We start from the raw sequence: 22,211 nt of genomic DNA on the forward strand, positions 1-22,211 counted from the left end.
GGTGGACTCCTGATTTTTGGCTCAAGCTCTCTATTCCGGGGCTTTTGAGCGCGTTTACGTTCCATAAAAAGGATTGTATCCCTTTGACGTTTACATTAACAGCAAACGGAAAACAAGATTCGACGTATGCCTATCAGGGAGGCGGTCGCGGTTTGTCGCTGGAGCGTATCGCGACGCTGGAGGCTTTCGTGCAGGGTGATCTGCGCCCGGATCTGACGCTGATTTTCGACCTGCCGGTAGAAATCGGCCTGGCTCGTGCCAGCGCTCGCGGTCGCCTCGATCGTTTCGAGCTGGAAGGCCGGGCATTTTTCGAGGCGGTGCGCAGTGCATTCCTCAAGCGTGCTGAAGCCGATCCTGCGCGCTATGTGCGCATCGATGCCGGTCAGCCGTTGGTCAAGGTTCAACAATCGCTGGATACCCTGATTCCGAACTTGCTGGAGCTGAGCCGTGGCTGAGGCCTATCCATGGCAGGACAGCCTCTGGCAGCAACTGGCCGGACGTAGCCAGCATGCTCACGCTTACCTGCTGCATGGGCCGGCCGGGATCGGCAAACGCGCACTGGCCGAGCGGTTGATGGCCAGTTTGTTGTGCAAGCACCCGACGCCGGAGGCTTGCGGTGAATGCAAATCCTGCCTGCTGCTCAAGGCCGGCAGCCATCCGGACAATTACATTCTCGAACCGGAAGAAGCCGACAAGGCGATCAAGGTCGATCAGGTGCGCGATCTGGTCAGTTTCGTGGTGCAGACCGCGCAACTGGGCGGGCGTAAGGTGGTGCTGATCGAACCCACGGAATCGATGAATATCAACGCCGCAAACGCCTTGCTCAAGAGCCTTGAAGAGCCTTCCGGCAATACGGTGTTGTTGCTGGTCAGCCATCAGCCGAGCCGTTTGTTGCCGACGGTCAAGAGTCGTTGTGTGCAGCAGGCCTGCCCGCTGCCGGGTGAGGCGATGAGCCTGCAATGGCTGGCTCAGGCCCTGCCGGAGTGTTCCGAAGCGGAGCGTGTCGAACTGCTGACGCTGGCCGCCGGTTCGCCGTTGATGGCGGTCACTCTTCAGTCCCAGGGCGTACGCGAACAGCGCGCGCAAGTGGTCGAAGGGGTGAAGAAGTTGCTCAAGCAGCAGCAATCGCCAACGCAATTGGCCGAAGAATGGAAAAACATTCCGATGCTGCGCCTGTTTGACTGGTTCTGTGACTGGTCGAGCCTGATCCTGCGTTATCAACTGACTGAGGACGAAGCCGGCCTCGGTCTGAACGACATGCGCAAAGTGGTGCAGTACCTGGCGCAGAAAAGCGCCCAAGGCAAAGTGCTCGATATTCAGGACTGGATTCTCGCGCAGCGGCAGAAAGTGTTGAGCAAGGCCAATCTCAATCCGGCGCTGTTGCTGGAAGCGCTGTTGGTGCAATGGGCAGGACTGCCAGGCCAGCGGTGATCCCCGCAAAAACGATGGTGTGCGCCTAGACTCTGAACATCAGCAGTGGAGGTCAACATGAATGAACCCGTCAGCCCGGGGCCGCGCAACGGCATTTTGTCCCTGACCATCAAAGACAAGTCGGTGCTTTACGCCGCTTACATGCCGTTCATCAAAAACGGTGGCCTGTTCATCCCGACCAACAAGAGCTACAAGCTGGGCGACGAGGTGTTCATGCTATTGAACTTGATGGATGAACCGGAAAAGATCCCGGTTGCCGGCAAAGTCACCTGGATTACGCCCAAAGGCGCACAAGGCAATCGCGCAGCCGGTGTCGGCGTGCAGTTCAACGACGGCGACAACACCGCGCGCAGTCGCATCGAAACCCATCTGGCCGGAGCCCTCAAGTCCGACCGTCCCACTCATACGATGTAAGTAGCCGTATTTTTATGCTCGTAGATTCCCATTGTCACCTGGATCGCCTCGACCTCACCGCCCATGACGGCTCGCTGGATGCCGCACTCGATGCGGCCCGCGAGCGTGGGGTAGGGCATTTTCTGTGCATCGGCGTAAGCGCCGACAACGCCGCTGACGTCAAAGCCCTCGCCGATCGTTACGACGATGTCGATTGCTCGGTCGGCGTGCATCCTCTCGATGTGCAACCGGGAGCCGCCCCCGCGCTGGACTGGTTGCTGCACGAACTCAATCACCCGAAAGTGGTGGCGATCGGTGAAACCGGTCTGGATTACCACTACGAGCCGGAAGCCGCCGAGCTGCAGCAGGCGTCGTTCCGCCTGCACTTGCAAGCGGCGCAGCACACCGGCAAACCGGTGATCATCCACACCCGCGGCGCCCGCGCCGACACCCTCGAACTGCTGCGTGAAGCCGCGTTGCCACAGGCCGGGGTGCTGCATTGCTTCACTGAAGACTGGGACATGGCCAAGGCTGCCCTGGACATGGGTTATTACATTTCCCTGTCAGGCATCGTGACCTTCCGCAATGCCGATGCGCTGCGTGATGTCGCGAGCAAAGTCCCGGCGGATCGTCTGCTGGTTGAAACCGATTCGCCGTACCTGGCGCCGATCCCTTATCGCGGCAAGCCGAACCTGCCGCAATACGTGCGTGAAGTGGCAGAGTTCCTGGCGATGCTGCGTGGTGAGAATTACGAGCGTTTTGCCGAGCAGACGACCGAAAACTTCAAGCGGCTGTTTCCGCTGGCTCATGTGAAAGTCTGAATCGCAGGCAAAAAAAACCCGGGTTCTGGGGGGTGAATCCGGGTTAAGACCATTAGGAGTAAAACAAAGGCACGCGGTCCGTTGGTACCTTTATCGGCACGGCACTTGGGGGAGATGCCGTCCGACAGTTGAAGTATTGATCAGTCTGGCGTGCAGTCCAGTTAGCTGGTCGTGGTTTTTAAACAAATTTGGAATACGTTCGCTTCAGTTGAGTTCTCATTGCGCCCAAAACGTTCTCAAAATGAACAAGAAACACAGATGTGGTCGGATGATCCGTGCATTTTTGCGCAAGTTAGGCATAATACGCGGCTTCGAATTTTGACCCTTCAGACCTTTTTCTTATGCACAAAGAACCTCGTAAGGTCCGTGAGTTTCGTCGCCGCGAGCAAGAAATTCTCGATACCGCGCTCAAGCTGTTCCTCGACCAAGGTGAAGACAGTGTCACCGTCGAGATGATTGCTGATGCCGTAGGTATCGGCAAAGGCACGATCTATAAACATTTCAAGTCCAAGGCCGAGATCTATCTGCGCCTGATGCTCGATTACGAGCGCGATTTGAACGAGCTGCTGCATTCGGCCGATGTCGACAAGGACAAGGAAGCACTGTCCCGTGCCTACTTCGAATTCCGTATGCGCGATCCGCAGCGCTACCGTCTGTTCGATCGTCTCGAAGAGAAGGTGGTCAAGGGCAACCAGGTGCCGGAAATGGTCGAGGAGCTGCACAAGATCCGTGCCTCGAACTTCGAACGCCTGACCCTGCTGATCAAGGGGCGCATCAGCGAAGGCAAGCTCGAAGACGTGCCGCCGTACTTCCACTACTGCGCGTCCTGGGCATTGGTGCACGGCGCTGTCGCGCTGTATCACTCGCCGTTCTGGAGCAATGTGCTGGAAGATCAGGAAGGTTTCTTCCAGTTCCTGATGGACATCGGCGTGCGCATGGGCAACAAGCGCAAGCGCGACCCCGAAACGCCGAGCAGCTGAGCCATTCAGCTGCCTTATTGCGCAATGATTTCGTTACATGGCGCAGTACCGCAGGAATATACTCAGGCATAGGGCTTGCTAAAACTTGATTTGTGAGTCAAGTTTTAGCTGCTCGATTTCCTTTCGCCGGAGTAATCATGATCGTTGACCGTCAAGGCAGGCGTTTTCGCAATTTGCGGATCAGCCTGACTTCAGCCTGCAATTACGCTTGTACCTACTGCGTGCCCAACGGCAAGCGGTTGGTAGCTGCGCAGGATGAGCTGTCGGCCGACGCCATGGCGCGCGGCGTGGCGTATCTGATTGAAGCCGCTGGCATTGAGCGTTTGCGCATTACCGGTGGCGAGCCGCTGGTCAGCCCCAAACTTGAATCGTTCATGACCGCCGTCGGCAAGATGGGGCTGGAAGACATCAGTCTGACCACCAACGGTCAACTCCTCGCCAAGAAACTTCCGCTGCTGGTGGATGCCGGTCTGCGCCGGATCAACGTTTCTCTCGATACCCTCGACGCCGACGCGTTCCGCAGCATTGCCCGCGGCGGCGACTTGGCCACCGTGCTCGACGGCATGGACAAGGCCGCAGCGGCGGGGATGAAGATCAAGGTCAATATGGTGCCGTTGCGCGGCCAGAATCTTGATCAGGTCATGCCGTTGCTCGACTACTGCCTGGAGCGCGGGTATGAGCTGCGCTTTATCGAGCTGATGCGCATGGGCCATCTGGCCAAAGACTCCAATGCCTTCCTGCAGCAGTTTGTCAGTCTTCAACAATTGCTGGAGCTGATCGGTGAGCGTTACGAGTACGCGCAAGCTGATGCCCCTGTCGACGCTACGGCGGTGCGTTACGCGATTGCCGGGGTGGGCCATTTTGGGGTGATTGCCAATGAAAGCGTGCCTTTCTGCCGAACCTGCTCACGCCTGCGCCTGTCGTCGACCGGTTGGCTGCATGGTTGCCTGTCGTCGAGCAACCGCCATTACGTCGGCGATCTGCTCGACAAACCGCGTCACGAGGCACTGCCTGCGCTACAACGCTTGCTGGTGAAGGCCTTGGGCGACAAGCAGGAAGTGGCATTTTCCGGCGGCGCAACCATCATGAAAATCATCGGCGGCTGATATTCCGATTCGCGAGCAGGCTCGCTCCCACATCTGGAATGCGTTCCACTTGTGGGAGCGAGCCTGCTCGCGAAAGCGTCCTGTAGATCGACGAAGTTCCCGAGCTGGCGCAAAAGCTGCATTCAACGCCCATTCGCCGGTTTTCCGTCACCGGCTTCTGGAGGATAAGGATGCGTAGCCTGGTTTTGCTGCTGGCCATTTTGGCGCTTGGCGGCTGTATGACTGTCAGCGATATGGCCGAAGGCACTCGCTATCAGATGAGCGACGCGGGGCTGCTGGACCACAGCGACAGCCGCCGCGTGAACAACTTCCGTATTCAGCCGGATTCGTTTATCTACATCGCCCAGGGCGCGTTTGCGCCGCCGGGTGGTTCGTATCCGCGGCCGAACGTGGTCGCTGAGGAAGCGTTCAAAGGCTTTATCGAATACTTCCCGATGGTTCGCCGCGCCCGTGCGCCGGAAGGCCTTGATCAGGCAATGGGTGAAGCCCGTGACGCGGGTGCGCATTACCTGCTCTACACCCGTTTCGCCAAGGCTGATGACCGCATTGGCAACTCTGATGAGTGGCTGGATGAGGAGGCTGTGGATCGCCTCGGTATCGACGGCGGCGTGATTCAGATCATGTTGATCGAGACCAGCACCCAGTATTTGATTGATACTGCACGGATCAAGAGTCGTGGCGGTTTACTGACGTTCCACGACAGCAAACCCGAAGACCTGATCGGCCCACCGCTGGCGCAGTACGCGCGCAGCCTGTTGGGGATCGGCAACCAGTAATTTCAAGGAGTACGCCATGAGTGGCCCGCAAAAAGCCAATGACCTGTTGGGACAAATCCCCAAAACCAAAGGCCTGCCACCGGTGCACTTGTGGAACCCGGATTTCTGCGGCGACATCGACATGCGCATCGCCCGGGACGGCACCTGGTATTACCTGGGCACGCCGATCGGGCGCAAGCCGATGGTCAAGCTCTTCTCCACGATCATCCGCCGCGACGGTGATGATTATTTTTTGATTACGCCGGTCGAGAAGGTCGGCATCAAGGTCGACGACGCGCCGTTTGTGGCGATTGCCGTCGAGGTTGAAGGCGAGGGTGAGGCGCAGGTGCTGCGCTTTACCACCAATGTCGACGAAACCGCTGATGCTGGGCCGGAGCATCCGATTCGAGTTGAGATCGATCCGGTCACTCAAGAGCCTGCGCCTTACGTACACGTGCGCACCAACCTTGAAGCGTTGATTCATCGCAATGTGTTTTACCAATTGGTCGAACTGGCGGTCAGTCGAAAAATCGATGGGCAGAACTGGCTCGGTGTGTGGAGTGGCGGCGAGTTCTTCCGTATCGGCCTCGAACCGTAATTCGAATCCCTGTGGGAGCGAGCCTGCTCGCGATAGCTGTGTATCAGTCGACGAAAATATTGACTGACACTCCGCTATTGCGAGCAGGCTCGCTCCCACATTGTTTTTGTGTGATCACAAAAAACTGATTTGACACCCAATCGTATGATCATTAGCTTGATCACCCATCGCGATCCGCTTTGAGGTGTTCATGTCCAGCAGCTTTCATGCATCAACGGTTGACTGGCTGGGCAGTTGGATTGCCGCTGGCCAGATCAAACCGGGGCAGACCATCAAGGTCGAAGCTGATCTGGGCGAACAGCTCGGCGTCAGCCGCACCGTCATTCGTGAAGCGATCAAAACCCTCGTTGCCAAAGGCATGCTTGAAGTCGGGCCGAAGGTCGGCACCCGCGTGTTGCCGGTGCGCCGCTGGAACCTGTTCGATCCCCAGGTCGTCGGCTGGCTGTCACGCAATGGTCTGCCGGAAAACTTCGTCGATGATTTGCTCGACCTGCGCCGCACCATTGAACCCATGGCCGTGCGCTGGGCCTGCGAGCGCGCGACGCTGGAGCAGATCGACGCCGTGCAACTGGCCTACAACGCCCTTGAGCGCGCGGTAGACAGCGGCGGCGATTACAACCGTGCCGATCAGGCCTTCCACGAGTGCATTCTTGCCGCCAGCCATAATCAGTTCATTGAACAGATGGTCCCGGCGCTCGGGGCGTTGCTGGCCGTTTCGTTCGAAGTCTCGGCGGCCGATCCGGATGAACTGCGCCGCACCTTGCCAATCCACAAAGACATGGCCGACGCCATCGCCGCTCGCGATTCTGCGCGCGGTGTGTGGGCCTGCATGACCCTGATCGACAACGCAGACCTGGCGATCAAACGGTTTTACCCAAAAGTCATGGCCGACAAAAAGGCCGGCTAAATATCCAATATCGCTCCCACACTGAAAAAAACTACAAGATCCAAGGAGTTGAAATGACCTGGACCGCACTGACCCAGCACCGCGCACAACTCGGTGAAGGCCCGTTCTGGGACGCGCCGACCCAGGCGCTGTACTGGGTCGATATCGCCGGCCAACAAGCCCTGCGCCTGATTGGCCAGAACGTGCAGATCTGGCAAATGCCCGAGCACGTTTCTGCGTTCATTCCCTGCGCCAGCGGCGATGCGCTGGTTACGCTGAGCAGCGGCGTCTATCGTCTCGATCTCGACTCCCCGGGACTGGAACCGCGCCTGACGCTGTTCTGTGTCGCCGACCCGCAACCTGGCAATCGTCCCAACGAAGCCCGCTGTGACGCACAAGGCCGACTGTGGCTCAGCACCATGCAAAACAACATCGGCGAGCAGGGCGAAGATCTGCCGATCGTCCGGCGTTCCGGTGCCCTGTTTCGTATCGATCCCGACAAACGCGTCACGCCATTGCTACGCAACCTGGGGATTCCCAACACGCTGCTGTGGAGCGACGACGGCACCCGGCTGTTGTTCGGCGACAGTATGGACGCCACGTTGTACAGCTACTTCATCCACACCGACGGCAACCTTGACGTCGCCAATCTCTGGTACGGCCCGGATGAACAGGGCGGCCCTGACGGTTCGGCGATGGATGTCGAAGGCTATGTGTGGAACGCCCGTTGGGACGGCAGCTGTCTTTTGCGACTGGCGCCTGATGGCAAGGTTGATCGCAAAATCGATCTGCCGATCAGTCGCCCGACCAGTTGCGTATTCGGCGGCGAAGACCTGAAAACCCTGTACATCACCAGCGCCAAGAGCCCGCACAACCATCCTCTGGACGGCGCAGTGCTGTCGATGCGTATTGATGTTGCAGGAAAGCTCTGTACGCGCTTCGCTGGTTAAATCCCAAAATATGGGATGCAAAATTATATATTGAGATTATTTGGCGGTCGGGTTTATAGTCGGCTCCAGCAGTAACACGCACTCACACTTAAAAAGAACAAAACAGGTGAAGTGATGCAGCGAATTTCCATCGCACTCCCACGCGGAGTCCGTGCCACGCAACGGCCCAATGCCGTCAGTGGCGCCTGCCTGTTCAGTTCTAAACGCTCTCCAGACCGGACATCATCAGATGCCCGGTTTTTTTGCGCTTGCGAACAGGAGTCCTTGAGCCATGGCTGAACCTCTTTCCCTGCCTCCGGTGCCCGCACCGCCGAAGGGCGAGCGTCTGAAAAACAAGGTCGTGCTGCTCACCGGTGCCGCTCAGGGTATCGGTGAAGCCATCGTCGCAGCCTTCGCTTCGCAGCAAGCCAAACTGCTGATCAGTGATATTCAGGCCGAAAAAGTCGAGAAGGTTGCCGCCCATTGGCGCGAGCAAGGCTTTGACGTCCAGGCGATCAAGGCTGATGTGTCGCGCCAGCCCGATCTGCACGCCATGGCCAAACGCGCCGTTGAACTGCACGGGCGCATCGACGTGCTGGTCAACTGTGCCGGGGTCAATGTGTTCCGCGATCCGCTGGAAATGACCGAAGAAGACTGGCGTCGCTGCTTCGCCATCGACCTCGACGGCGCGTGGTACGGCTGCAAAGCGGTCCTGCCGCAAATGATCGAGCAGGGCATCGGCAGCATCATCAACATTGCCTCGACCCATTCTTCGCACATTATTCCCGGCTGTTTCCCGTACCCGGTGGCCAAGCACGGGTTGCTGGGACTGACGCGCGCACTCGGCATCGAGTACGCAGCGAAAGGCATCCGCGTCAACGCCATCGCCCCCGGCTACATCGAAACGCAGCTGAACGTCGATTACTGGAACGGTTTCGCCGACCCGCATGCCGAGCGTCAACGCGCCCTCGACCTGCACCCGCCCAAACGCATTGGTCAGCCGATTGAAGTGGCGATGACGGCGGTGTTCCTGGCCAGCGATGAAGCGCCATTCATCAATGCTTCGTGCATCACCATCGATGGTGGCCGCTCGGTGATGTACCACGACTGATCGATCGAATTCCACGCGAAGAAATCCGCCTGAAATCCAATCATCATACGATATGACTATTTTCAACAGGCTTTGCAGGAACGTGCTTTACCGCTTTTCAAACATTGCTCAAAAAAAATAACAAGGAGTCAGCTTATGAAACGTCGTTTCGGGATTCGTACCCTGTGCAGTGCCGCGCTCGCGGTCACCGCGTTCAGCCTGAGCAGTTCGCTGCTCGCCGCCGATGCCGTGAAGATCGGTTTCCTCGTCAAGCAGGCCGAGGAACCGTGGTTCCAGACCGAGTGGGCCTTCGCCGAGAAAGCTGCCAAGGACAGGGGGTTTGAACTGATCAAGATCGCCGTCCCGGATGGCGAAAAAACCCTGTCGGCCATCGACAGCCTCGCCGCCAATGGTGCCAAAGGCTTTGTGATCTGCCCGCCGGACGTGTCGCTCGGCCCGGCGATCATGGCCAAAGCCAAACTCAATGACCTCAAGGTGATTGCCGTCGACGACCGTTTTGTCGACGCCAACGGCAAGTTCATGGAGGACGTGCCTTACCTGGGCATGGCCGCGTATGAAGTTGGTCAGAAGCAGGGCGCCGCCATGGCTGCCGAAGCGAAAAAACGCAACTGGGACTGGAAAGACACCTACGCGGTCGTCAACACCTACAACGAACTCGACACCGGCAAGAAACGCACCGACGGCTCGGTCAAGGCCCTCGAAGACGCCGGCATGCCGAAGGATCACATCCTCTTCGCCGCACTGAAAACTCTCGATGTGCCAGGCAGCATGGACGCCACCAACTCGGCGTTGGTGAAACTGCCAAGCGCGGCGAAGAACCTGATCATTGGCGGCATGAACGACAACACCGTGCTTGGGGGCGTGCGCGCCACAGAAGCCGCCGGATTTGCCGCGGCCAATGTGATCGGCATCGGTATCAATGGCACCGACGCCATCGGCGAACTGAAAAAGCCTAACAGCGGCTTCTTCGGTTCGATGCTGCCGAGCCCGCACATCGAAGGCTACAAGACCGCCGAGATGATGTACGAGTGGGTCACCACCGGCAAAGAGCCGCCGAAATACACCGCCATGGACGACGTCACCCTGATCACCCGCGAGAACTTCAAGCAAGAGCTGGAAAAAATCGGCTTGTGGAACTGACGTAGCGACGGCCCGGGCAACCGGGCCGTTTGAACGGTGTGAAGAGGTGGCTTAAATGCACGCGCAAGTACAAAGACAAGAAAACAGCGCCGGCGGCAGTCTGCGCTTCAACGGGATCGGCAAAACCTTTCCCGGCGTGAAGGCGCTAGACGGCATCAGCTTCGTCGCCCATCCCGGCCAGGTCCACGCCTTGATGGGCGAGAACGGCGCCGGCAAGTCGACCCTGCTGAAAATCCTCGGCGGCGCTTACATTCCGAGCAGCGGCGAGATGCAGATTGGCGAGCAGACGATGGCCTTCAAGTCGACCGCCGACAGCATCGGCAGCGGCGTGGCGGTGATCCATCAGGAACTGCATCTGGTGCCGGAAATGACCGTCGCCGAAAACCTGTTCCTCGGTCATCTGCCGGCCAGTTTCGGTTTGATCAATCGCGGCACGCTGCGTCAGCAAGCGCTGGATTGCCTCAAAGGCCTGGCCGATGAAATCGATCCGCAGACCAAAGTCGGTCGTTTGTCGCTGGGCCAACGGCAACTGGTGGAAATCGCCAAGGCCCTGTCGCGTGGCGCCCATGTGATCGCCTTCGACGAGCCAACCAGCAGCCTTTCGGCACGCGAGATCGACCGCTTGATGGCGATCATCGGGCGCCTGCGGGATGAGGGCAAAGTCGTACTTTACGTGTCCCATCGCATGGAAGAAGTGTTCCGTATCTGCGACGCGGTGACGGTGTTCAAGGACGGCCGCTACGTGCGCACCTTCGAGGACATGAGCCAGTTGACCCACGATCAACTGGTGACCTGCATGGTCGGCCGCGACATCCAGGACATCTACGATTACCGCAACCGACCACGCGGCGCAGTGGCGCTGAAAGTCAACGGCCTGCTCGGCCCGGGCCTGCGTGAGCCGATCAGTTTCGAGGCGCACAAAGGCGAGATTCTCGGTTTGTTCGGATTGGTCGGGGCAGGGCGCACCGAGTTGTTTCGCTTGCTCAGTGGCCTGGAGCGCAAAACCGCCGGACGCCTCGAACTGCGCGGCCATGAATTGAATCTGCGCTCACCGCGCGATGCCATTGCCGCCGGGATTCTGCTGTGCCCCGAGGATCGCAAGAAAGAAGGGATTATTCCGCTGGCCAGCGTCGCCGAGAACATCAACATCAGTGCGCGTGGCGCGAATTCGGGTCTTGGCTGCCTGATTCGCGGCCTGTGGGAGAAGGGCAACGCCGACAAACAGATCAAGGCACTGAAAGTCAAAACGCCCCACGCCGGCCAGCAGATCAAATTCCTTTCTGGCGGCAATCAACAGAAGGCCATTCTCGGTCGCTGGCTGTCGATGCCGATGAAAGTCCTGCTGCTCGACGAACCGACCCGTGGCATCGACATCGGCGCCAAAGCCGAGATCTACCAGATCATCCATAACCTCGCTGCTGACGGTATTTCGGTGATTGTGGTGTCGAGCGACCTGATGGAAGTGATGGGTATTTCCGACCGCATCCTGGTGCTGTGCGAAGGCGCCCTGCGCGGCGAAGTCAGCCGCGACCAGGCCAATGAATCCAACCTGCTGCAACTGGCTTTGCCGCGCCACCGCGCTGACGGCGTGGCGAACTGAGAGGTGACTATGATGACAACCCAAAACGAAACCCTGGCGAAAGAGCGCAAACCTTTGGACATGCGCCGCTTCCTCGATGACTGGGTCATGCTGTTGGCGGCGGTAGGCATTTTTGTCGCCTGTACGCTGCTGATCGACAACTTCCTTTCGCCGCTGAACATGCGCGGGTTGGGCCTGGCGATTTCCACCACCGGCATTGCTGCCTGCACCATGTTGTATTGCCTGGCGTCAGGGCATTTCGACTTGTCGGTGGGCTCGGTGATTGCCTGCGCCGGGGTGGTGGCGGCGGTGGTGATGCGCGACACCGACAGCGTATTCCTTGGCGTCAGTGCGGCGCTGGTGATGGGCTTGATCGTCGGGCTGATCAACGGGATCGTGATCGCCAAGTTACGCGTCAATGCTCTGATCACGACGCTTGCGACCATGCAGATCGTGCGTGGCCTGGCCTACATTTTTGCCAACGGCAAAGCAGTGGGCGTGTCGCAGGAGTCGTTCTTCGTGTTCGGCAATGGCCAGTTGTTCGGCGTGCCGGTGCCGATCCTGATCACCATCGTCTGCTTCCTGTTTTTCGGCTGGCTGCTGAATTACACGACCTACGGGCGCAACACCATGGCCATCGGTGGCAACCAGGAAGCGGCGTTGCTGGCGGGGGTCAACGTTGATCGCACCAAGATCATCATCTTCGCCGTGCACGGTGTGATCGGTGCGCTGGCCGGTGTGATTCTGGCGTCGCGCATGACCTCCGGGCAGCCGATGATTGGTCAGGGTTTCGAGCTGACAGTGATTTCCGCGTGTGTGCTGGGCGGGGTGTCCCTGAGTGGCGGGATCGGCATGATTCGGCATGTGATTGCCGGGGTGTTGATTCTGGCAATCATTGAGAATGCGATGAACCTGAAGAACATCGATACGTTTTATCAGTACGTGATTCGCGGTTCGATTTTGCTGTTGGCTGTGGTTATTGACCGCCTCAAGCAACGCTAAGATCAGGCGCCCCTCGTCGGAACGCCACCCGCCCAGCCCTCTCCCGGAGGGAGAGGGAGCCGACCTAGGTGTCCGGCGTCATGCATCGACCTGAACGACCGAGTTGATGGTGGATTCGGCAAAGCACTTCCAGGTCGGCGAACCGCTTGAGCATCCCCCCCATTCAGTCCCCTCTCCCTCCGGGAGAGGGCTGGGCGGGTGGCGTTCCGATGAGGGGCTTTTGACCTTCAGCCTTCCGTCATCTTCCTTAAATTTCCCTTGCCCACCCACGCCCGTTTCGGTTATCACTTTGTACATGATTAGACAGGTACGATTCGACAAGAAACAACGGGTGGTCGACGAGCTCGTCCGGCGCATCGAAAGCGGTCTCATGGAGGACGGCTTTCTATTGCCCGGCGAGCATCAGTTGGCTCAAGAATTCAACGTCAGCCGTGGTACGTTGCGCGAAGCGCTGGCCGAACTGAAGCGGCGTAAATACATCGCCACGCAAAGCGGGGTCGGCTCGATCGTCACGTTTGACGGTGTCGCGCTCGACCAGCGCAGCGGCTGGGCGCAGGCGCTCGCCGACAGCGGGGCGTTGGTCAATACCGAAGTGTTGCGCCTGGAGGCCGTGACCCGGCCCGATCTGCTTTCGCGGTTCGGCACTGACCAATTCATCACCCTCGACCGTCGTCGCCGTTCCAACGACGGCACGCTGGTGTCCCTCGAACGCTCTTTGATGCCAGCGACTGGCGGCCTGGAAAGCTTGCCGCGCGTGGGGCTGATCGACAATTCCCTGACCATTACCTTGGCCGCCTACGGCTACATCGGCGAGCGCGGCGATCAGTGGATCGGCGCCGAACCGCTGAATGCTGAAGATGCCGAACTGCTCGGCCGTCCGGTCGGCACCGTATTCCTCAAAGCCTTGCGCACCACCTACGACCGGCAAAACCGCTTCATGGAACAGGTCGAAAGCCTGCTCGACCCGGTGCATTTCCGCATGCACCTGCAATTTGGAGAATCGAAATGACCACGCTCAACCGTGCCCTGGGCGCTTTCTATGGCCTGGCCCTCGGTGATGCGCTGGGCATGCCAACGCAATCGCTGAACCGCGAAACCATCAAGACACGTTTCGGCCAGATTACCGATCTGCAAGACGCAGGCCCCTTGCAACCGATTGCCGCGAATATGCCCAAAGGCTCGATCACCGATGACACCGAACAGGCGATTCTGGTCGGCGAGTTGTTGATCGAAGGCAAGGGCCGGATCGAACCGGCAGTGCTGGCGCAGCGGCTGATCGAGTGGGAAGCCGAAATGCAGGCCAAGGGCTCGCAGGACTTGCTCGGCCCGTCGACCAAACGTGCTATCGAAATGATCCTCGCCGGGCATTCGCCGGAAGAGGCCGGGCGCTACGGCACCACCAATGGCGCGGCGATGCGGATTACCCCGGTGGGGATCGCCGCGGATGTCGCCGACCCCGAGCGCTTTATCGCGGCGGTGGTGCAGGCCTGTCAGGTGACGCATAACACCACGCTGGGGATTTCCAGCGCGGCGGCGGTGGCGGCAGTGGTCTCGGCCGGGATCAATGGCATGGATCTGGGCGAGGCCTTGAACCTCGGTCAGCAGATTGCTCAGCAAGCTGAGGCGCACGGGCACTGGGTCGCCGGTGGTCGTATCGCTTCGCGTATCAGTTGGGCACGCACCATCAGTGTCGATAGCGACAAGGTGTTGCTGGCGGATCTGCTGTACGACGTGATTGGTACTTCGGTGGCGTCGCAGGAGTCGGTGGTGGTGTCATTCGCGCTGGCGCAGCAAGTGGCGGTCGGTGAGATGAGCGCATTTGAGGCGTTGTGCATGGCCGCCAGTCTTGGCGGAGACACCGACACCATCGCGGCGATTCTCGGGGCAATGCTTGGGGCCTGCCTGGGTCTTGAGAGTTGGCCTGCTGAGATGGTTGCAACGGTGAAAGCCGTCAATGATCTTGAGCTGGAACCGTTGGTGCAAGGTCTGTTGGCCTTGCGCTGACTAGTCTGGCGCCTTCGCGAGCAGGCTCGCTCCCACAAGGATCACGCTGTACCTGTGGGAGCGAGCCTGCTCGCGAAGGGCGCGCCGCGTTTTTGAATTATTCATCCGCAATGGATCGCACAGACAGGCCCAGGATGGCCGGGATATCTTGTCGTTTTGCGTCATTGCCACAACCACAAAAAAGGCAAACAGGAGCATTTTCATGAGTTCATCGAACGCCGGGCAGAGCGCCGGGCAGCTGGAAACCCGTGGCATCGAGCCGGTGCCGGAAGCCGAGTGCAACGGTCATCCGCTGCAACTGTTCTGGGTCTGGTTCGCCGCCAACATTTCCATTCTCGGCCTGCCGTTGGGTGCCACGCTGGTCGCGTTTCGCGGTCTGGCGATCTGGCAGGCAATCATCGTCGCGATCATCGGTGCCGCCGGTTCGTTCGCGGTGGTCGGGATCATCTCGATTGCCGGCCGCCGTGGCCGCGCGCCAAGCCTGACCTTGTCGCGGGCGATCTTCGGCGTGCGTGGCAATATCGGCCCGACACTGGTCTCGCTGATGTCGCGTCTGGGCTGGGAAACCGTCAACACCACCACCGCTGCATTCGTGCTGCTGTCGCTGTGCTCGATCCTGTTCGGCTCACCGGTTGAGGCGAAAAGCGCACCCGTGCTGACGCTGCTCTTGATTGCGATTTTCGTGCTGCTGACCCTGGCGGTCTCCGGCCTCGGCCATGCAACTTTGCTGGTGATCCAGAAGTGGGCGACGTATGTCTTCGGTGCGCTGAACATTCTGGTCGGCGGCTTCCTCTGCGCCACCATCGACTGGAGCGCGGTGTTCAACGCCACACCGGCGCCGGTCAGCGCAATGATCATCGGCATCGGTACCATGGCGGCCGGCACCGGTATCGGTTGGGCCAACGCGGGCGCCGACATGTCGCGCTATCAGCATCGCAGCGTCAAAGCAGTGCGTCTGGTCGCGTCCGCAGCGTTCGGAGCGGGTATTCCACTGGTGCTGCTGATCACCCTCGGCGGCCTGCTGTCGGTGGGTAACAACGATCTCGCCTCGGCGACTGACCCGATCGTGGCGATCCGCGACATGCTGCCGACCTGGATGGCCGTGCCGTACCTGATCACGGCGTTCGGTGGTCTGCTGCTGTCGAACAACCTGTCGGTGTACTCCGCCGGTTTGACCACGTTGACGCTCGGCCTCAAGGTCAAGCGCGTCTACGCCGTGGTGGTCGATATCGTTGCGATTTTCGCCGGTTCGATCTACTTCATGCTGATCGCCGACAGTTTCTACGGCCCGTTCATTACCTTCATTTCCCTGCTGGCGGTGCCGATCACCGCGTGGGTCGGGATCTTCGTGATCGACTTGATTCATCGTCACTACTACAGCCCGCAAGACCTGCTCGACGTCAGCCCAAGCAGTGCCTATTGGTATCACGGCGGTGTCGAGTGGCGCGCATTCGGGGCGTGGGCGATTGCCATCGTGCTCGGTTTCAGCTTCACCACCATCGGCACCACCGCTGAGAATGTCTGGTTCAAAGGTTTCCTGTCCGACTCGTGGCTGGGCCACAACGGCCTCGGCTGGATCGTGACGTTCGTGGTGGCCGGTGGCATCTATTTCCTCCTCGGCGGGGCAAAAGATCGCCGTGCCGCGCCAGTCGAGAATGCTCATGCCTAAGATGTTGCACACCGGCCAGGTCATCATCGACCTGGTCATGGCCGTGGATAAACTGCCGCAGATTGGCGGCGACGTACTGGCGCAGTCCGCCGGTTTCGAGGCTGGCGGCGGTTTCAACGTGATGGCGGCAGCGGTGCGCAATGGCCTGCCGGTGGTTTACCTCGGTCGTCATGGCACCGGGCGTTTCGGCGATCTGGCGCGGCAGGCGATGCAGGCCGAGGGGATTCACATCGGTATCAGCCAGCCTGCCGAGCGCGACACGGGTTTGTGTGTGGCGCTGACCGATGCGTCGGCCGAGCGCAGTTTCATTTCCTACATCGGTGCCGAGGGCGAGGTGACCATCGATGATTTGAACAGCGTGGCTTTTGAGGCCGGGGACTATGTTTATCTCAGCGGTTACAGCCTGCTGCACGAGGGCAAGGCGCAAGCTCTCCTTGACTGGACGTTGGCATTGCCCGCCACGATTCACGTGGTGTTCGATCCGGGTCCGTTGGTGGAATCGCCGGATTCACCGCTGATGCAGGCGCTGTTGCCGCGCATTGATGTGTGGACCAGCAACAGTGTCGAGGCATTGCGTTTTACCGGTGCTGAAGACATCGGTGTTGCGCTGGATTGTCTGGCTGAGCATCTGCCGCGAGACGTATTGATGGTGGTGCGCGATGGGCCGCAGGGTTGCTGGATTCATCAACGTGACGAGCGTCGGCATGTGCCGGGGTTTGCCGTCAAAGCGGTGGACAGCAATGGTGCCGGTGATGCGCATGCCGGGGTGTTTGTTGCGGGGTTGGCGCAGGGTTTGACTGCGTATGAAGCGGCGCAGCGAGCGAACGCGGCGGCGGCATTGGCCGTGACACGCTGGGGGCCGGCGACAGCGCCGGGGACTGCTGAAGTGGATGCGCTGATCCGTGAATCCAGCGGCGGCTGATCTACCTTTATTGCTGGCAAGCCAGCTCCCACAGAGATCGGAGGTGTGCACAAATGTTGCGTCCACCAGAAAACTGTGGGAGCTGGCTTGCCAGCGATGAGGCCATCAGCCCCACCATAAATTTCAAGCGGCCGCTCACCGCATCTGCAGCGAGCGGCCGCAGTACTACTGCATATCCAGTTTGCGCGCTGCTTCAACCCCGGCAGCACTGAGCTTGATCGGCAAATTCAGCGAGTGTTCACCGGCCTCGTTGCAGGTGATATGGCCATGGTGAATCAAACCGCGGTCCTGCAATGAGGCGAGCGCGCTGGCGACGACTTTTTCGCCCCGGTAGTTGTCCAGCACCTCCTTGCCCAGTCCACTCGGGTGGGCGTGCAGCAGGCGGGTGAGGACTTCTTTTTCCAGGTTTTTATCGACGTTCATGGTTACCTCTTCATGGGTGTGAATAGGGTCGCTCGCGTCGGCGAACTACTGGCCGGATCCTTCGGAACCGGAGCCACCGGTGGTGGTTTTCGAACCGACGCCCGGGCCCGCGTTGTCTGGCGTGGCGGGAGCGTCGGGGGTGTTCATGCCACCTTGACGACCGGGATCACTGCCTTGCGTGCGCGGGTCAGTACCGGTGGCAGGTGGCTGGTTGATCAATGGCACGCCAGAGCCATCGGTGTTCATGCCGGGGGCACTGTTGATGACTGGGGCTCGGGGTGGGGTCGGATCGGTAGGGCCGGTGCCCGCAGCGGTGGCGGCGAACACCGTGGGGCAGAGCAGGGCGCTGAATACGAAAGCGGTCAACCTTGACGGGATCATAGGGCTTCTCCAGTGATTGGAATCCATACCCTTTGTTGGTCTGCCCTCGTCGTCGATTGGTGCCTGATGAGCGACGAACGGTCTAGATCGCTGGCGCGGTTCTGACGTTGAGTCGTCGCCAGAGCAAGCGGCCGATGGTGATCAGCCAGTTGATCAGCGCCACAGCCAATACGGTGTACAGCAGTGCCGCCATTCCGTGTTCGACGATGATTTTTCCGGCCAGCAGCGGAAAGCCGAACACGCCGATAAAGTACGCCAGGCTGAATAGCAGCAAGGCCTGCGAAGTGGTACCGACGGGCGCTTCGTTGGCCGCCAATCCGTTGATCACCGAATAGGTCAGGCCGTATCCGACACCGAGCATGACCGCCGCCAGCAGATAACTGAAAGCGCTGTGCACGCCGAAGGCGAACAGCACAATCGAGCCGAGCATCAAACCGGACAACAGACACGACGCCCGCAACGGATCACGCTTGACCACAAACCCTGCGATCAACAGGCGACTGCTGATTGCCGCGCTCATGAAGCCGAGAAAGAACAGCGAATAATCCAGCGAATGGGCGGCGGCGTAACTGGTCTGGAAACTCGACAAACCGCCGAATACGCAGCCACCGAGACCGACCATGATGATCGCGAAGACTGCGCGGGAACCGAGCACCTGCGCCGACGTTGACCAAGTGATGCTTGCGGCTGTTGTGGCTTGGGTGCTTTTCAGTCGCGAGCCGAGACGCCAGAACATCAACACGCCGATCAGGCTCGCCAGCGCTGCCAGATAAAACGCCGAGGTCACCGGTAACTCCAGCGCACTGGCCGCACGCCCGAGCAATGGGCCGCTGCCAATCCCGGTCATCATGCTGCCGGACAGCAAGGCAAAGTACTTCGCCCGCTGCGCTGGGGTCACCAGACTCGCCACAATAATCGGCCCCAACGTGTAAAACACACCCCAGCCCAGGCCGAGCAGCAAGCCGAAAAACAGCAGGAGATGACCGAACCCCGGCGTCATCGCAAAGCCCAGGCTCGCCGCAACAAGCATCAGACCAAACAAGGCAATCGAACGCGCCGCCCCCAGCAGATCCGATAAATGCCCGGACACCAGCACCGCGACAAACGTACTGAGCATCGCCGCAGAAATCACGCTGCCCGCATCGTGTTCATTGCCACCGCGAGAACCGATCAACAGCGCCAGCAAAAACGTCGAGCCGTAGGACAGCGACAGCAGATAACTGGCGAGGCAGAACAGGCCGAACAGCTTGCTCGACACTTGAGGTGTTGCTTGCGACATGACGCGGTTCCTTGACCCGAGAAAGTGAACAGCCTCTGTTTACCACGCCAAGGTCAGGGATTAGGTGCGAGGTTGGCGAAGTCAGGATCGCGGCAGGCCGGAGTATTGCTTCAGACGATGCCGATCTCTTCTTTGAACTGTTCCATGAAACCCTTCAGACGCTGATGGCGAATCTGCGCCAGGTGCTGGCCGGCGACGGTTTGGAAACCGTCGGCGAGGTGCAGCAGTTTGGTCTGGAAGTGATCAAGGCAAAAACGTGTGTCGTTGTAGTCGCGCTCCCTCGCTTCCGGATCTTGCGGGTCGTAGAGCGCCGCCCCCATGCGTCCGGCAACATAGAACGTGCGAGCGACGCCGAGCATGCCCAGCGAGTCGAGACGATCGGCGTCCTGGACAAGTTTCGCTTCGAGGGTGAGCGGGGTGATGTTGGCGGAAAAACTGTGGGCTTGGATGGCGTGGGCGACGGCGTCGATTTTAGCGTTGGCCCAGTTCAACTCCGTCAGCACCGTCGACGCTTTTTCCGCTGCCAGACGTGAAGCTTGTGAACGCAATGGCGAGTTCTTTTCGACGGCTACGCAATCGTGAAGCAGCACGGCGGCGAGCAGCACTACCAGATCGCCACCTTCTTCGGCTTGCAAAGTGCGCACGTTGTGCCAGACACGTTGCAGGTGTGCGAGGTCGTGCGCGCCGTCATCCGAGGGCTCCAGAGCATGGGGCAGCAGTTCTGCCGCGAGCGCTGGCAGTGGTGCGAAGGCGTAGTTATTCATAAACATCCTTTTAAGCGAATGCAGAGCCTGTGGGAACGAGCCTGCTCGCGAAAGCATACTGTCAGTCACATTGAAGGCGGCTGAAATAATGCATTCGCGAGCAGGCGCGCTCCCACAGGAACGGCGGTGTTTTGCCACATCGAGCAGGATAATGCGTTGTTGCCATATGAAGAGCGCTTCAACGCGTTTTACTATGGCGTTTTCCTCCCCCGACAAGGCCCGTCCATGACGATCGAGATCCGCCCGGCGACTCCCAGCGATGCACCCCAAATCCTCGCCTTCATCACTGAACTCGCGGATTTCGAAAAGGCTCGCCACGAAGTTATCGCCAGCGTTGCCGATATTGAGCGCAGCCTGTTCGGCGAAGGCGCGACCGCCCATGGTCTGATCTGTCTGCGCGACGGCCTGCCAATCGGTTTCGCGGTGTTCTTCTTCAGCTATTCGACCTGGCTCGGCAGCAATTGCCTGTACCTTGAAGACCTCTACATCACCCCCGAACAACGCGGCGGCGGCGCGGGCAAAACCCTGCTGCGGCAACTGGCGAAAATCGCCTGCGCCAATGACTGCGGACGCTTCGAGTGGAGCGTACTGGACTGGAACACCCCAGCCATCGAATTCTACAAATCCCTCGGCGCGCAACCGCAGGAAGAATGGGTGCGCTATCGCATGGACGGCAAGGTGTTGCGCGAGTTCGCCGAAGGCCAGTGAGCGATGATGGCTATTTAGTGTTTATTCGATTGTCGCCAAGGCTCTAGTCCGGCATTCTACGCGCGCATTTTTGCGCGCTCACGGACGACACCTGCAATGCCTCTGGCAAAAACTCTCCACGCCCGTGGAGCCTTCGCTGCGTCAATGAGTGGCGGGCGATGAGCGGACTACGTGCGTCAATACGTTTGTATGGCCTGGTGAAAAACTCGGGCTTTTCCGACAACCCCCAGCGCCAACCGGTAGACATTCTCTGCATGGTCAATCGCCTGGGCGGCAAAGCCATCCGCGCATTTGTCTCGCGACTGGATGCCGAACTCATGACTCGCAGCGCAGGCCTTCACGACTATCACGTAATCCCGTTGCGCAACTTCGAGCCGAATACGTTCATCGACGCGCACCAAGGCTGGCTAACGCTGCACATCAGTTGCGGTTTCGTCGCTCCGGCGGGGCATTCGCTGCTCAAGGATGGCGCCTTGATGCCGATGGGGTGGTACGTCTACTCCGAGATCGGCCAGTGGACGGCCGAACATCATTTGGACCTCGGCACGCAAATGGCTGAGTTGCTGCAAAGTACCTACGAGCTGAATCGCCTGCGAAACTACAACGCTTGGCTCAACGAACTCGATGACGCCACGCCCGCTGAACTCACCTGGCATGTCGACGAAGCCTGGCAGCACCTGCAAACCGCTATATCCCCCGACAGCCGCGAGCACAGCCACGCACTGTTCGACCCCGTCGACAACCGCTGGCGCTTCGCCGCGACCGAAGTCGACATCTACCAGCCACACCCGGAACCTCTGAAGCAAGGAGCTTTGAATTGAGTGGAAAACCCGCCGCCCGCGTCACCGACCCGACCGCATGCCCATTGCCAGGCCACGGCACTAACCCGATTGTTTCCGGCTCGCCGAACGTCTTCTTCGACGGCCTCGCCGCTGCGCGCATGACTGATAAATCGGCCTGCGGCAGCCCGATCACCGACGCTGTCTCCGGCACCGTTTTCATCAATGGCCTGAACGCCGCAACGCTCGACAGCACCGGAGGACACGGCAATGTCGTGGTCGGTGGTTCGGGGACGGTGATTATCGGCCAGAGTGGCGGAGGGGCGGCGTTTAGTGGGCTGTTGCCGATGCCGGTGCATTTTACGGACAAGATGCAGTTGGTCGATGAATTCTCAGGAGAGCCTGTCGCTAATCATCCTTACACCACCTGAATTCAACACATAAGTGCAACGCTCACCCCTGTATGCACTTCGTACGGCGTCTTCCAGCCCAAGCGCTTGCGCGGGCGTAGATTGATCCTCGCTACTGTCCGATTGACGGCTTCGACGGTC

The 22,211-nt window shown here is 59.6% G+C and carries 23 protein-coding genes and 3 pseudogenes; 21 read left to right on the top strand and 5 right to left on the bottom strand.

The window, feature by feature from the left end; genetic code table 11:
* Positions 1-116: 116 nt before the first annotated feature.
* The 18 genes and pseudogenes from JJD74_RS26135 to JJD74_RS26220 form a co-directional block, all read left to right on the top strand.
* A pseudogene (locus tag JJD74_RS26135) lies at positions 117-455 on the top strand (dTMP kinase); the annotation flags it as partial.
* Positions 448-1,431, top strand: coding sequence for a DNA polymerase III subunit delta' (locus JJD74_RS26140; RefSeq protein ID WP_047302577.1), 984 nt, complete (start codon positions 448-450; stop codon positions 1,429-1,431). The pseudogene JJD74_RS26135 and the gene JJD74_RS26140, both read left to right, overlap by 8 nt.
* A gap of 57 nt (positions 1,432-1,488) precedes the next feature.
* Positions 1,489-1,845, top strand: coding sequence for a PilZ domain-containing protein (locus JJD74_RS26145; protein WP_042560427.1), 357 nt, complete (start codon positions 1,489-1,491; stop codon positions 1,843-1,845).
* 14 nt (positions 1,846-1,859) lie between these two features.
* Positions 1,860-2,645 (top strand): TatD family hydrolase, encoded by a 786-nt coding sequence (locus JJD74_RS26150; protein WP_200617133.1) that lies wholly within the window; start codon positions 1,860-1,862, stop codon positions 2,643-2,645.
* 341 nt (positions 2,646-2,986) lie between these two features.
* A complete protein-coding gene (locus JJD74_RS26155; RefSeq protein WP_007908276.1) occupies positions 2,987-3,625 on the top strand; it encodes a TetR/AcrR family transcriptional regulator in 639 nt (212 codons plus the stop codon).
* A gap of 137 nt (positions 3,626-3,762) precedes the next feature.
* Positions 3,763-4,731 (top strand): GTP 3',8-cyclase MoaA, encoded by a 969-nt coding sequence (locus JJD74_RS26160; RefSeq protein ID WP_047302572.1) that lies wholly within the window; start codon positions 3,763-3,765, stop codon positions 4,729-4,731.
* Between the two features lie 170 nt (positions 4,732-4,901).
* On the top strand, positions 4,902-5,507 hold the full coding sequence (locus JJD74_RS26165; RefSeq protein ID WP_042560424.1) for a DUF4823 domain-containing protein: 606 nt from the start codon (positions 4,902-4,904) through the stop codon (positions 5,505-5,507).
* Positions 5,508-5,523: 16 nt separating this feature from the next.
* Entirely contained in the window at positions 5,524-6,084 is a 561-nt protein-coding gene (locus JJD74_RS26170) for a DUF1285 domain-containing protein (protein ID WP_200617134.1), read from the top strand.
* 190 nt (positions 6,085-6,274) lie between these two features.
* On the top strand, positions 6,275-6,991 hold the full coding sequence (locus JJD74_RS26175) for a FadR/GntR family transcriptional regulator (protein WP_042560422.1): 717 nt from the start codon (positions 6,275-6,277) through the stop codon (positions 6,989-6,991).
* Positions 6,992-7,044: 53 nt separating this feature from the next.
* A complete protein-coding gene (locus tag JJD74_RS26180; RefSeq protein WP_200617135.1) occupies positions 7,045-7,920 on the top strand; it encodes an SMP-30/gluconolactonase/LRE family protein in 876 nt (291 codons plus the stop codon).
* A 271-nt stretch (positions 7,921-8,191) separates the two neighbouring features.
* A complete protein-coding gene (locus JJD74_RS26185; protein ID WP_200617136.1) occupies positions 8,192-9,010 on the top strand; it encodes an SDR family oxidoreductase in 819 nt (272 codons plus the stop codon).
* 135 nt (positions 9,011-9,145) lie between these two features.
* Positions 9,146-10,150, top strand: coding sequence for a substrate-binding domain-containing protein (locus JJD74_RS26190; RefSeq protein ID WP_042560420.1), 1,005 nt, complete (start codon positions 9,146-9,148; stop codon positions 10,148-10,150).
* Positions 10,151-10,205: 55 nt separating this feature from the next.
* The gene (araG, locus tag JJD74_RS26195; protein WP_200617137.1) at positions 10,206-11,750 is read left to right on the top strand and encodes an L-arabinose ABC transporter ATP-binding protein AraG; all 1,545 of its coding nucleotides are present in this window, start codon (positions 10,206-10,208) and stop codon (positions 11,748-11,750) included.
* Between the two features lie 12 nt (positions 11,751-11,762).
* Positions 11,763-12,731 carry an L-arabinose ABC transporter permease AraH gene (gene araH, locus JJD74_RS26200; protein ID WP_200617138.1) on the top strand — a complete coding sequence of 323 codons (969 nt, stop codon included), beginning with the start codon at positions 11,763-11,765 and terminating at the stop codon, positions 12,729-12,731.
* A gap of 295 nt (positions 12,732-13,026) precedes the next feature.
* Positions 13,027-13,740 carry a GntR family transcriptional regulator gene (locus tag JJD74_RS26205; protein WP_200617139.1) on the top strand — a complete coding sequence of 238 codons (714 nt, stop codon included), beginning with the start codon at positions 13,027-13,029 and terminating at the stop codon, positions 13,738-13,740.
* Complete coding sequence (locus tag JJD74_RS26210; protein WP_200617140.1) at positions 13,737-14,735, top strand: ADP-ribosylglycohydrolase family protein; 999 nt, start codon at positions 13,737-13,739, stop codon at positions 14,733-14,735. Before JJD74_RS26205 ends, JJD74_RS26210 begins: the two co-directional genes overlap by 4 nt.
* Before the next feature lie 202 nt (positions 14,736-14,937).
* Positions 14,938-16,404 carry a purine-cytosine permease family protein gene (locus tag JJD74_RS26215; RefSeq protein WP_200617141.1) on the top strand — a complete coding sequence of 489 codons (1,467 nt, stop codon included), beginning with the start codon at positions 14,938-14,940 and terminating at the stop codon, positions 16,402-16,404.
* The gene (locus JJD74_RS26220) at positions 16,397-17,326 is read left to right on the top strand and encodes a PfkB family carbohydrate kinase (protein WP_200617142.1); all 930 of its coding nucleotides are present in this window, start codon (positions 16,397-16,399) and stop codon (positions 17,324-17,326) included. Before JJD74_RS26215 ends, JJD74_RS26220 begins: the two co-directional genes overlap by 8 nt.
* Positions 17,327-17,491: 165 nt before the next feature.
* On the opposite strand, the gene JJD74_RS26225 is transcribed toward JJD74_RS26220, so the two are convergent.
* The 4 genes from JJD74_RS26225 to JJD74_RS26240 all read right to left on the bottom strand — a co-directional run bounded on the left by JJD74_RS26225 (position 17,492) and on the right by JJD74_RS26240 (position 20,173).
* The gene (locus JJD74_RS26225) at positions 17,492-17,749 is read right to left on the bottom strand and encodes a hypothetical protein (RefSeq protein WP_042560413.1); all 258 of its coding nucleotides are present in this window, start codon (positions 17,747-17,749) and stop codon (positions 17,492-17,494) included.
* Between the two features lie 45 nt (positions 17,750-17,794).
* Positions 17,795-18,130, bottom strand: a complete 336-nt coding sequence (locus JJD74_RS26230) for a hypothetical protein (RefSeq protein ID WP_047302557.1) — start codon at positions 18,128-18,130, stop codon at positions 17,795-17,797.
* Between the two features lie 82 nt (positions 18,131-18,212).
* Positions 18,213-19,409, bottom strand: a complete 1,197-nt coding sequence (locus JJD74_RS26235; protein WP_200617143.1) for an MFS transporter — start codon at positions 19,407-19,409, stop codon at positions 18,213-18,215.
* Positions 19,410-19,519: 110 nt separating this feature from the next.
* Positions 19,520-20,173, bottom strand: coding sequence for an HD domain-containing protein (locus JJD74_RS26240; RefSeq protein WP_200617144.1), 654 nt, complete (start codon positions 20,171-20,173; stop codon positions 19,520-19,522).
* A gap of 225 nt (positions 20,174-20,398) precedes the next feature.
* Between JJD74_RS26240 and JJD74_RS26245 the strand changes: the two genes are divergently transcribed.
* The 3 genes and pseudogenes from JJD74_RS26245 to JJD74_RS26255 form a co-directional block, all read left to right on the top strand.
* A complete protein-coding gene (locus tag JJD74_RS26245; RefSeq protein WP_042562173.1) occupies positions 20,399-20,881 on the top strand; it encodes a GNAT family N-acetyltransferase in 483 nt (160 codons plus the stop codon).
* Between the two features lie 158 nt (positions 20,882-21,039).
* Positions 21,040-21,702, top strand: a complete 663-nt coding sequence (locus tag JJD74_RS26250; RefSeq protein ID WP_200617145.1) for a hypothetical protein — start codon at positions 21,040-21,042, stop codon at positions 21,700-21,702.
* A pseudogene (locus tag JJD74_RS26255) lies at positions 21,699-22,082 on the top strand (PAAR domain-containing protein); the annotation flags it as partial. The gene JJD74_RS26250 and the pseudogene JJD74_RS26255, both read left to right, overlap by 4 nt.
* Positions 22,083-22,093: 11 nt before the next feature.
* On the opposite strand, the pseudogene JJD74_RS26260 reads toward JJD74_RS26255, so the two are convergent.
* Positions 22,094-22,211, bottom strand: a pseudogene (locus JJD74_RS26260) (IS30 family transposase); the annotation flags it as partial.

The sequence above is a fragment of the Pseudomonas sp. MF6776 genome (genome assembly GCF_016613125.1).
Classification (GTDB): Bacteria; Pseudomonadota; Gammaproteobacteria; order Pseudomonadales; family Pseudomonadaceae; genus Aquipseudomonas; species Aquipseudomonas iridis.

Coding starts and splice junctions, on each gene's coding strand:
- JJD74_RS26245 (WP_042562173.1), top strand. CDS start 20,399: ATGACGATCGAGATCCGCCCGGCGACTCCCAGCGATGCACCCCAAATC.
- JJD74_RS26220 (WP_200617142.1), top strand. CDS start 16,397: ATGCCTAAGATGTTGCACACCGGCCAGGTCATCATCGACCTGGTCATG.
- JJD74_RS26155 (WP_007908276.1), top strand. CDS start 2,987: ATGCACAAAGAACCTCGTAAGGTCCGTGAGTTTCGTCGCCGCGAGCAA.
- JJD74_RS26240 (WP_200617144.1), bottom strand. CDS start 20,173: ATGAATAACTACGCCTTCGCACCACTGCCAGCGCTCGCGGCAGAACTG.
- JJD74_RS26205 (WP_200617139.1), top strand. CDS start 13,027: ATGATTAGACAGGTACGATTCGACAAGAAACAACGGGTGGTCGACGAG.
- JJD74_RS26235 (WP_200617143.1), bottom strand. CDS start 19,409: ATGTCGCAAGCAACACCTCAAGTGTCGAGCAAGCTGTTCGGCCTGTTC.
- JJD74_RS26215 (WP_200617141.1), top strand. CDS start 14,938: ATGAGTTCATCGAACGCCGGGCAGAGCGCCGGGCAGCTGGAAACCCGT.
- JJD74_RS26150 (WP_200617133.1), top strand. CDS start 1,860: ATGCTCGTAGATTCCCATTGTCACCTGGATCGCCTCGACCTCACCGCC.
- JJD74_RS26250 (WP_200617145.1), top strand. CDS start 21,040: ATGAGCGGACTACGTGCGTCAATACGTTTGTATGGCCTGGTGAAAAAC.
- JJD74_RS26165 (WP_042560424.1), top strand. CDS start 4,902: ATGCGTAGCCTGGTTTTGCTGCTGGCCATTTTGGCGCTTGGCGGCTGT.
- araG (WP_200617137.1), top strand. CDS start 10,206: ATGCACGCGCAAGTACAAAGACAAGAAAACAGCGCCGGCGGCAGTCTG.
- JJD74_RS26185 (WP_200617136.1), top strand. CDS start 8,192: ATGGCTGAACCTCTTTCCCTGCCTCCGGTGCCCGCACCGCCGAAGGGC.
- JJD74_RS26190 (WP_042560420.1), top strand. CDS start 9,146: ATGAAACGTCGTTTCGGGATTCGTACCCTGTGCAGTGCCGCGCTCGCG.
- JJD74_RS26230 (WP_047302557.1), bottom strand. CDS start 18,130: ATGATCCCGTCAAGGTTGACCGCTTTCGTATTCAGCGCCCTGCTCTGC.
- JJD74_RS26180 (WP_200617135.1), top strand. CDS start 7,045: ATGACCTGGACCGCACTGACCCAGCACCGCGCACAACTCGGTGAAGGC.
- araH (WP_200617138.1), top strand. CDS start 11,763: ATGACAACCCAAAACGAAACCCTGGCGAAAGAGCGCAAACCTTTGGAC.
- JJD74_RS26160 (WP_047302572.1), top strand. CDS start 3,763: ATGATCGTTGACCGTCAAGGCAGGCGTTTTCGCAATTTGCGGATCAGC.
- JJD74_RS26210 (WP_200617140.1), top strand. CDS start 13,737: ATGACCACGCTCAACCGTGCCCTGGGCGCTTTCTATGGCCTGGCCCTC.
- JJD74_RS26225 (WP_042560413.1), bottom strand. CDS start 17,749: ATGAACGTCGATAAAAACCTGGAAAAAGAAGTCCTCACCCGCCTGCTG.
- JJD74_RS26170 (WP_200617134.1), top strand. CDS start 5,524: ATGAGTGGCCCGCAAAAAGCCAATGACCTGTTGGGACAAATCCCCAAA.
- JJD74_RS26145 (WP_042560427.1), top strand. CDS start 1,489: ATGAATGAACCCGTCAGCCCGGGGCCGCGCAACGGCATTTTGTCCCTG.
- JJD74_RS26175 (WP_042560422.1), top strand. CDS start 6,275: ATGTCCAGCAGCTTTCATGCATCAACGGTTGACTGGCTGGGCAGTTGG.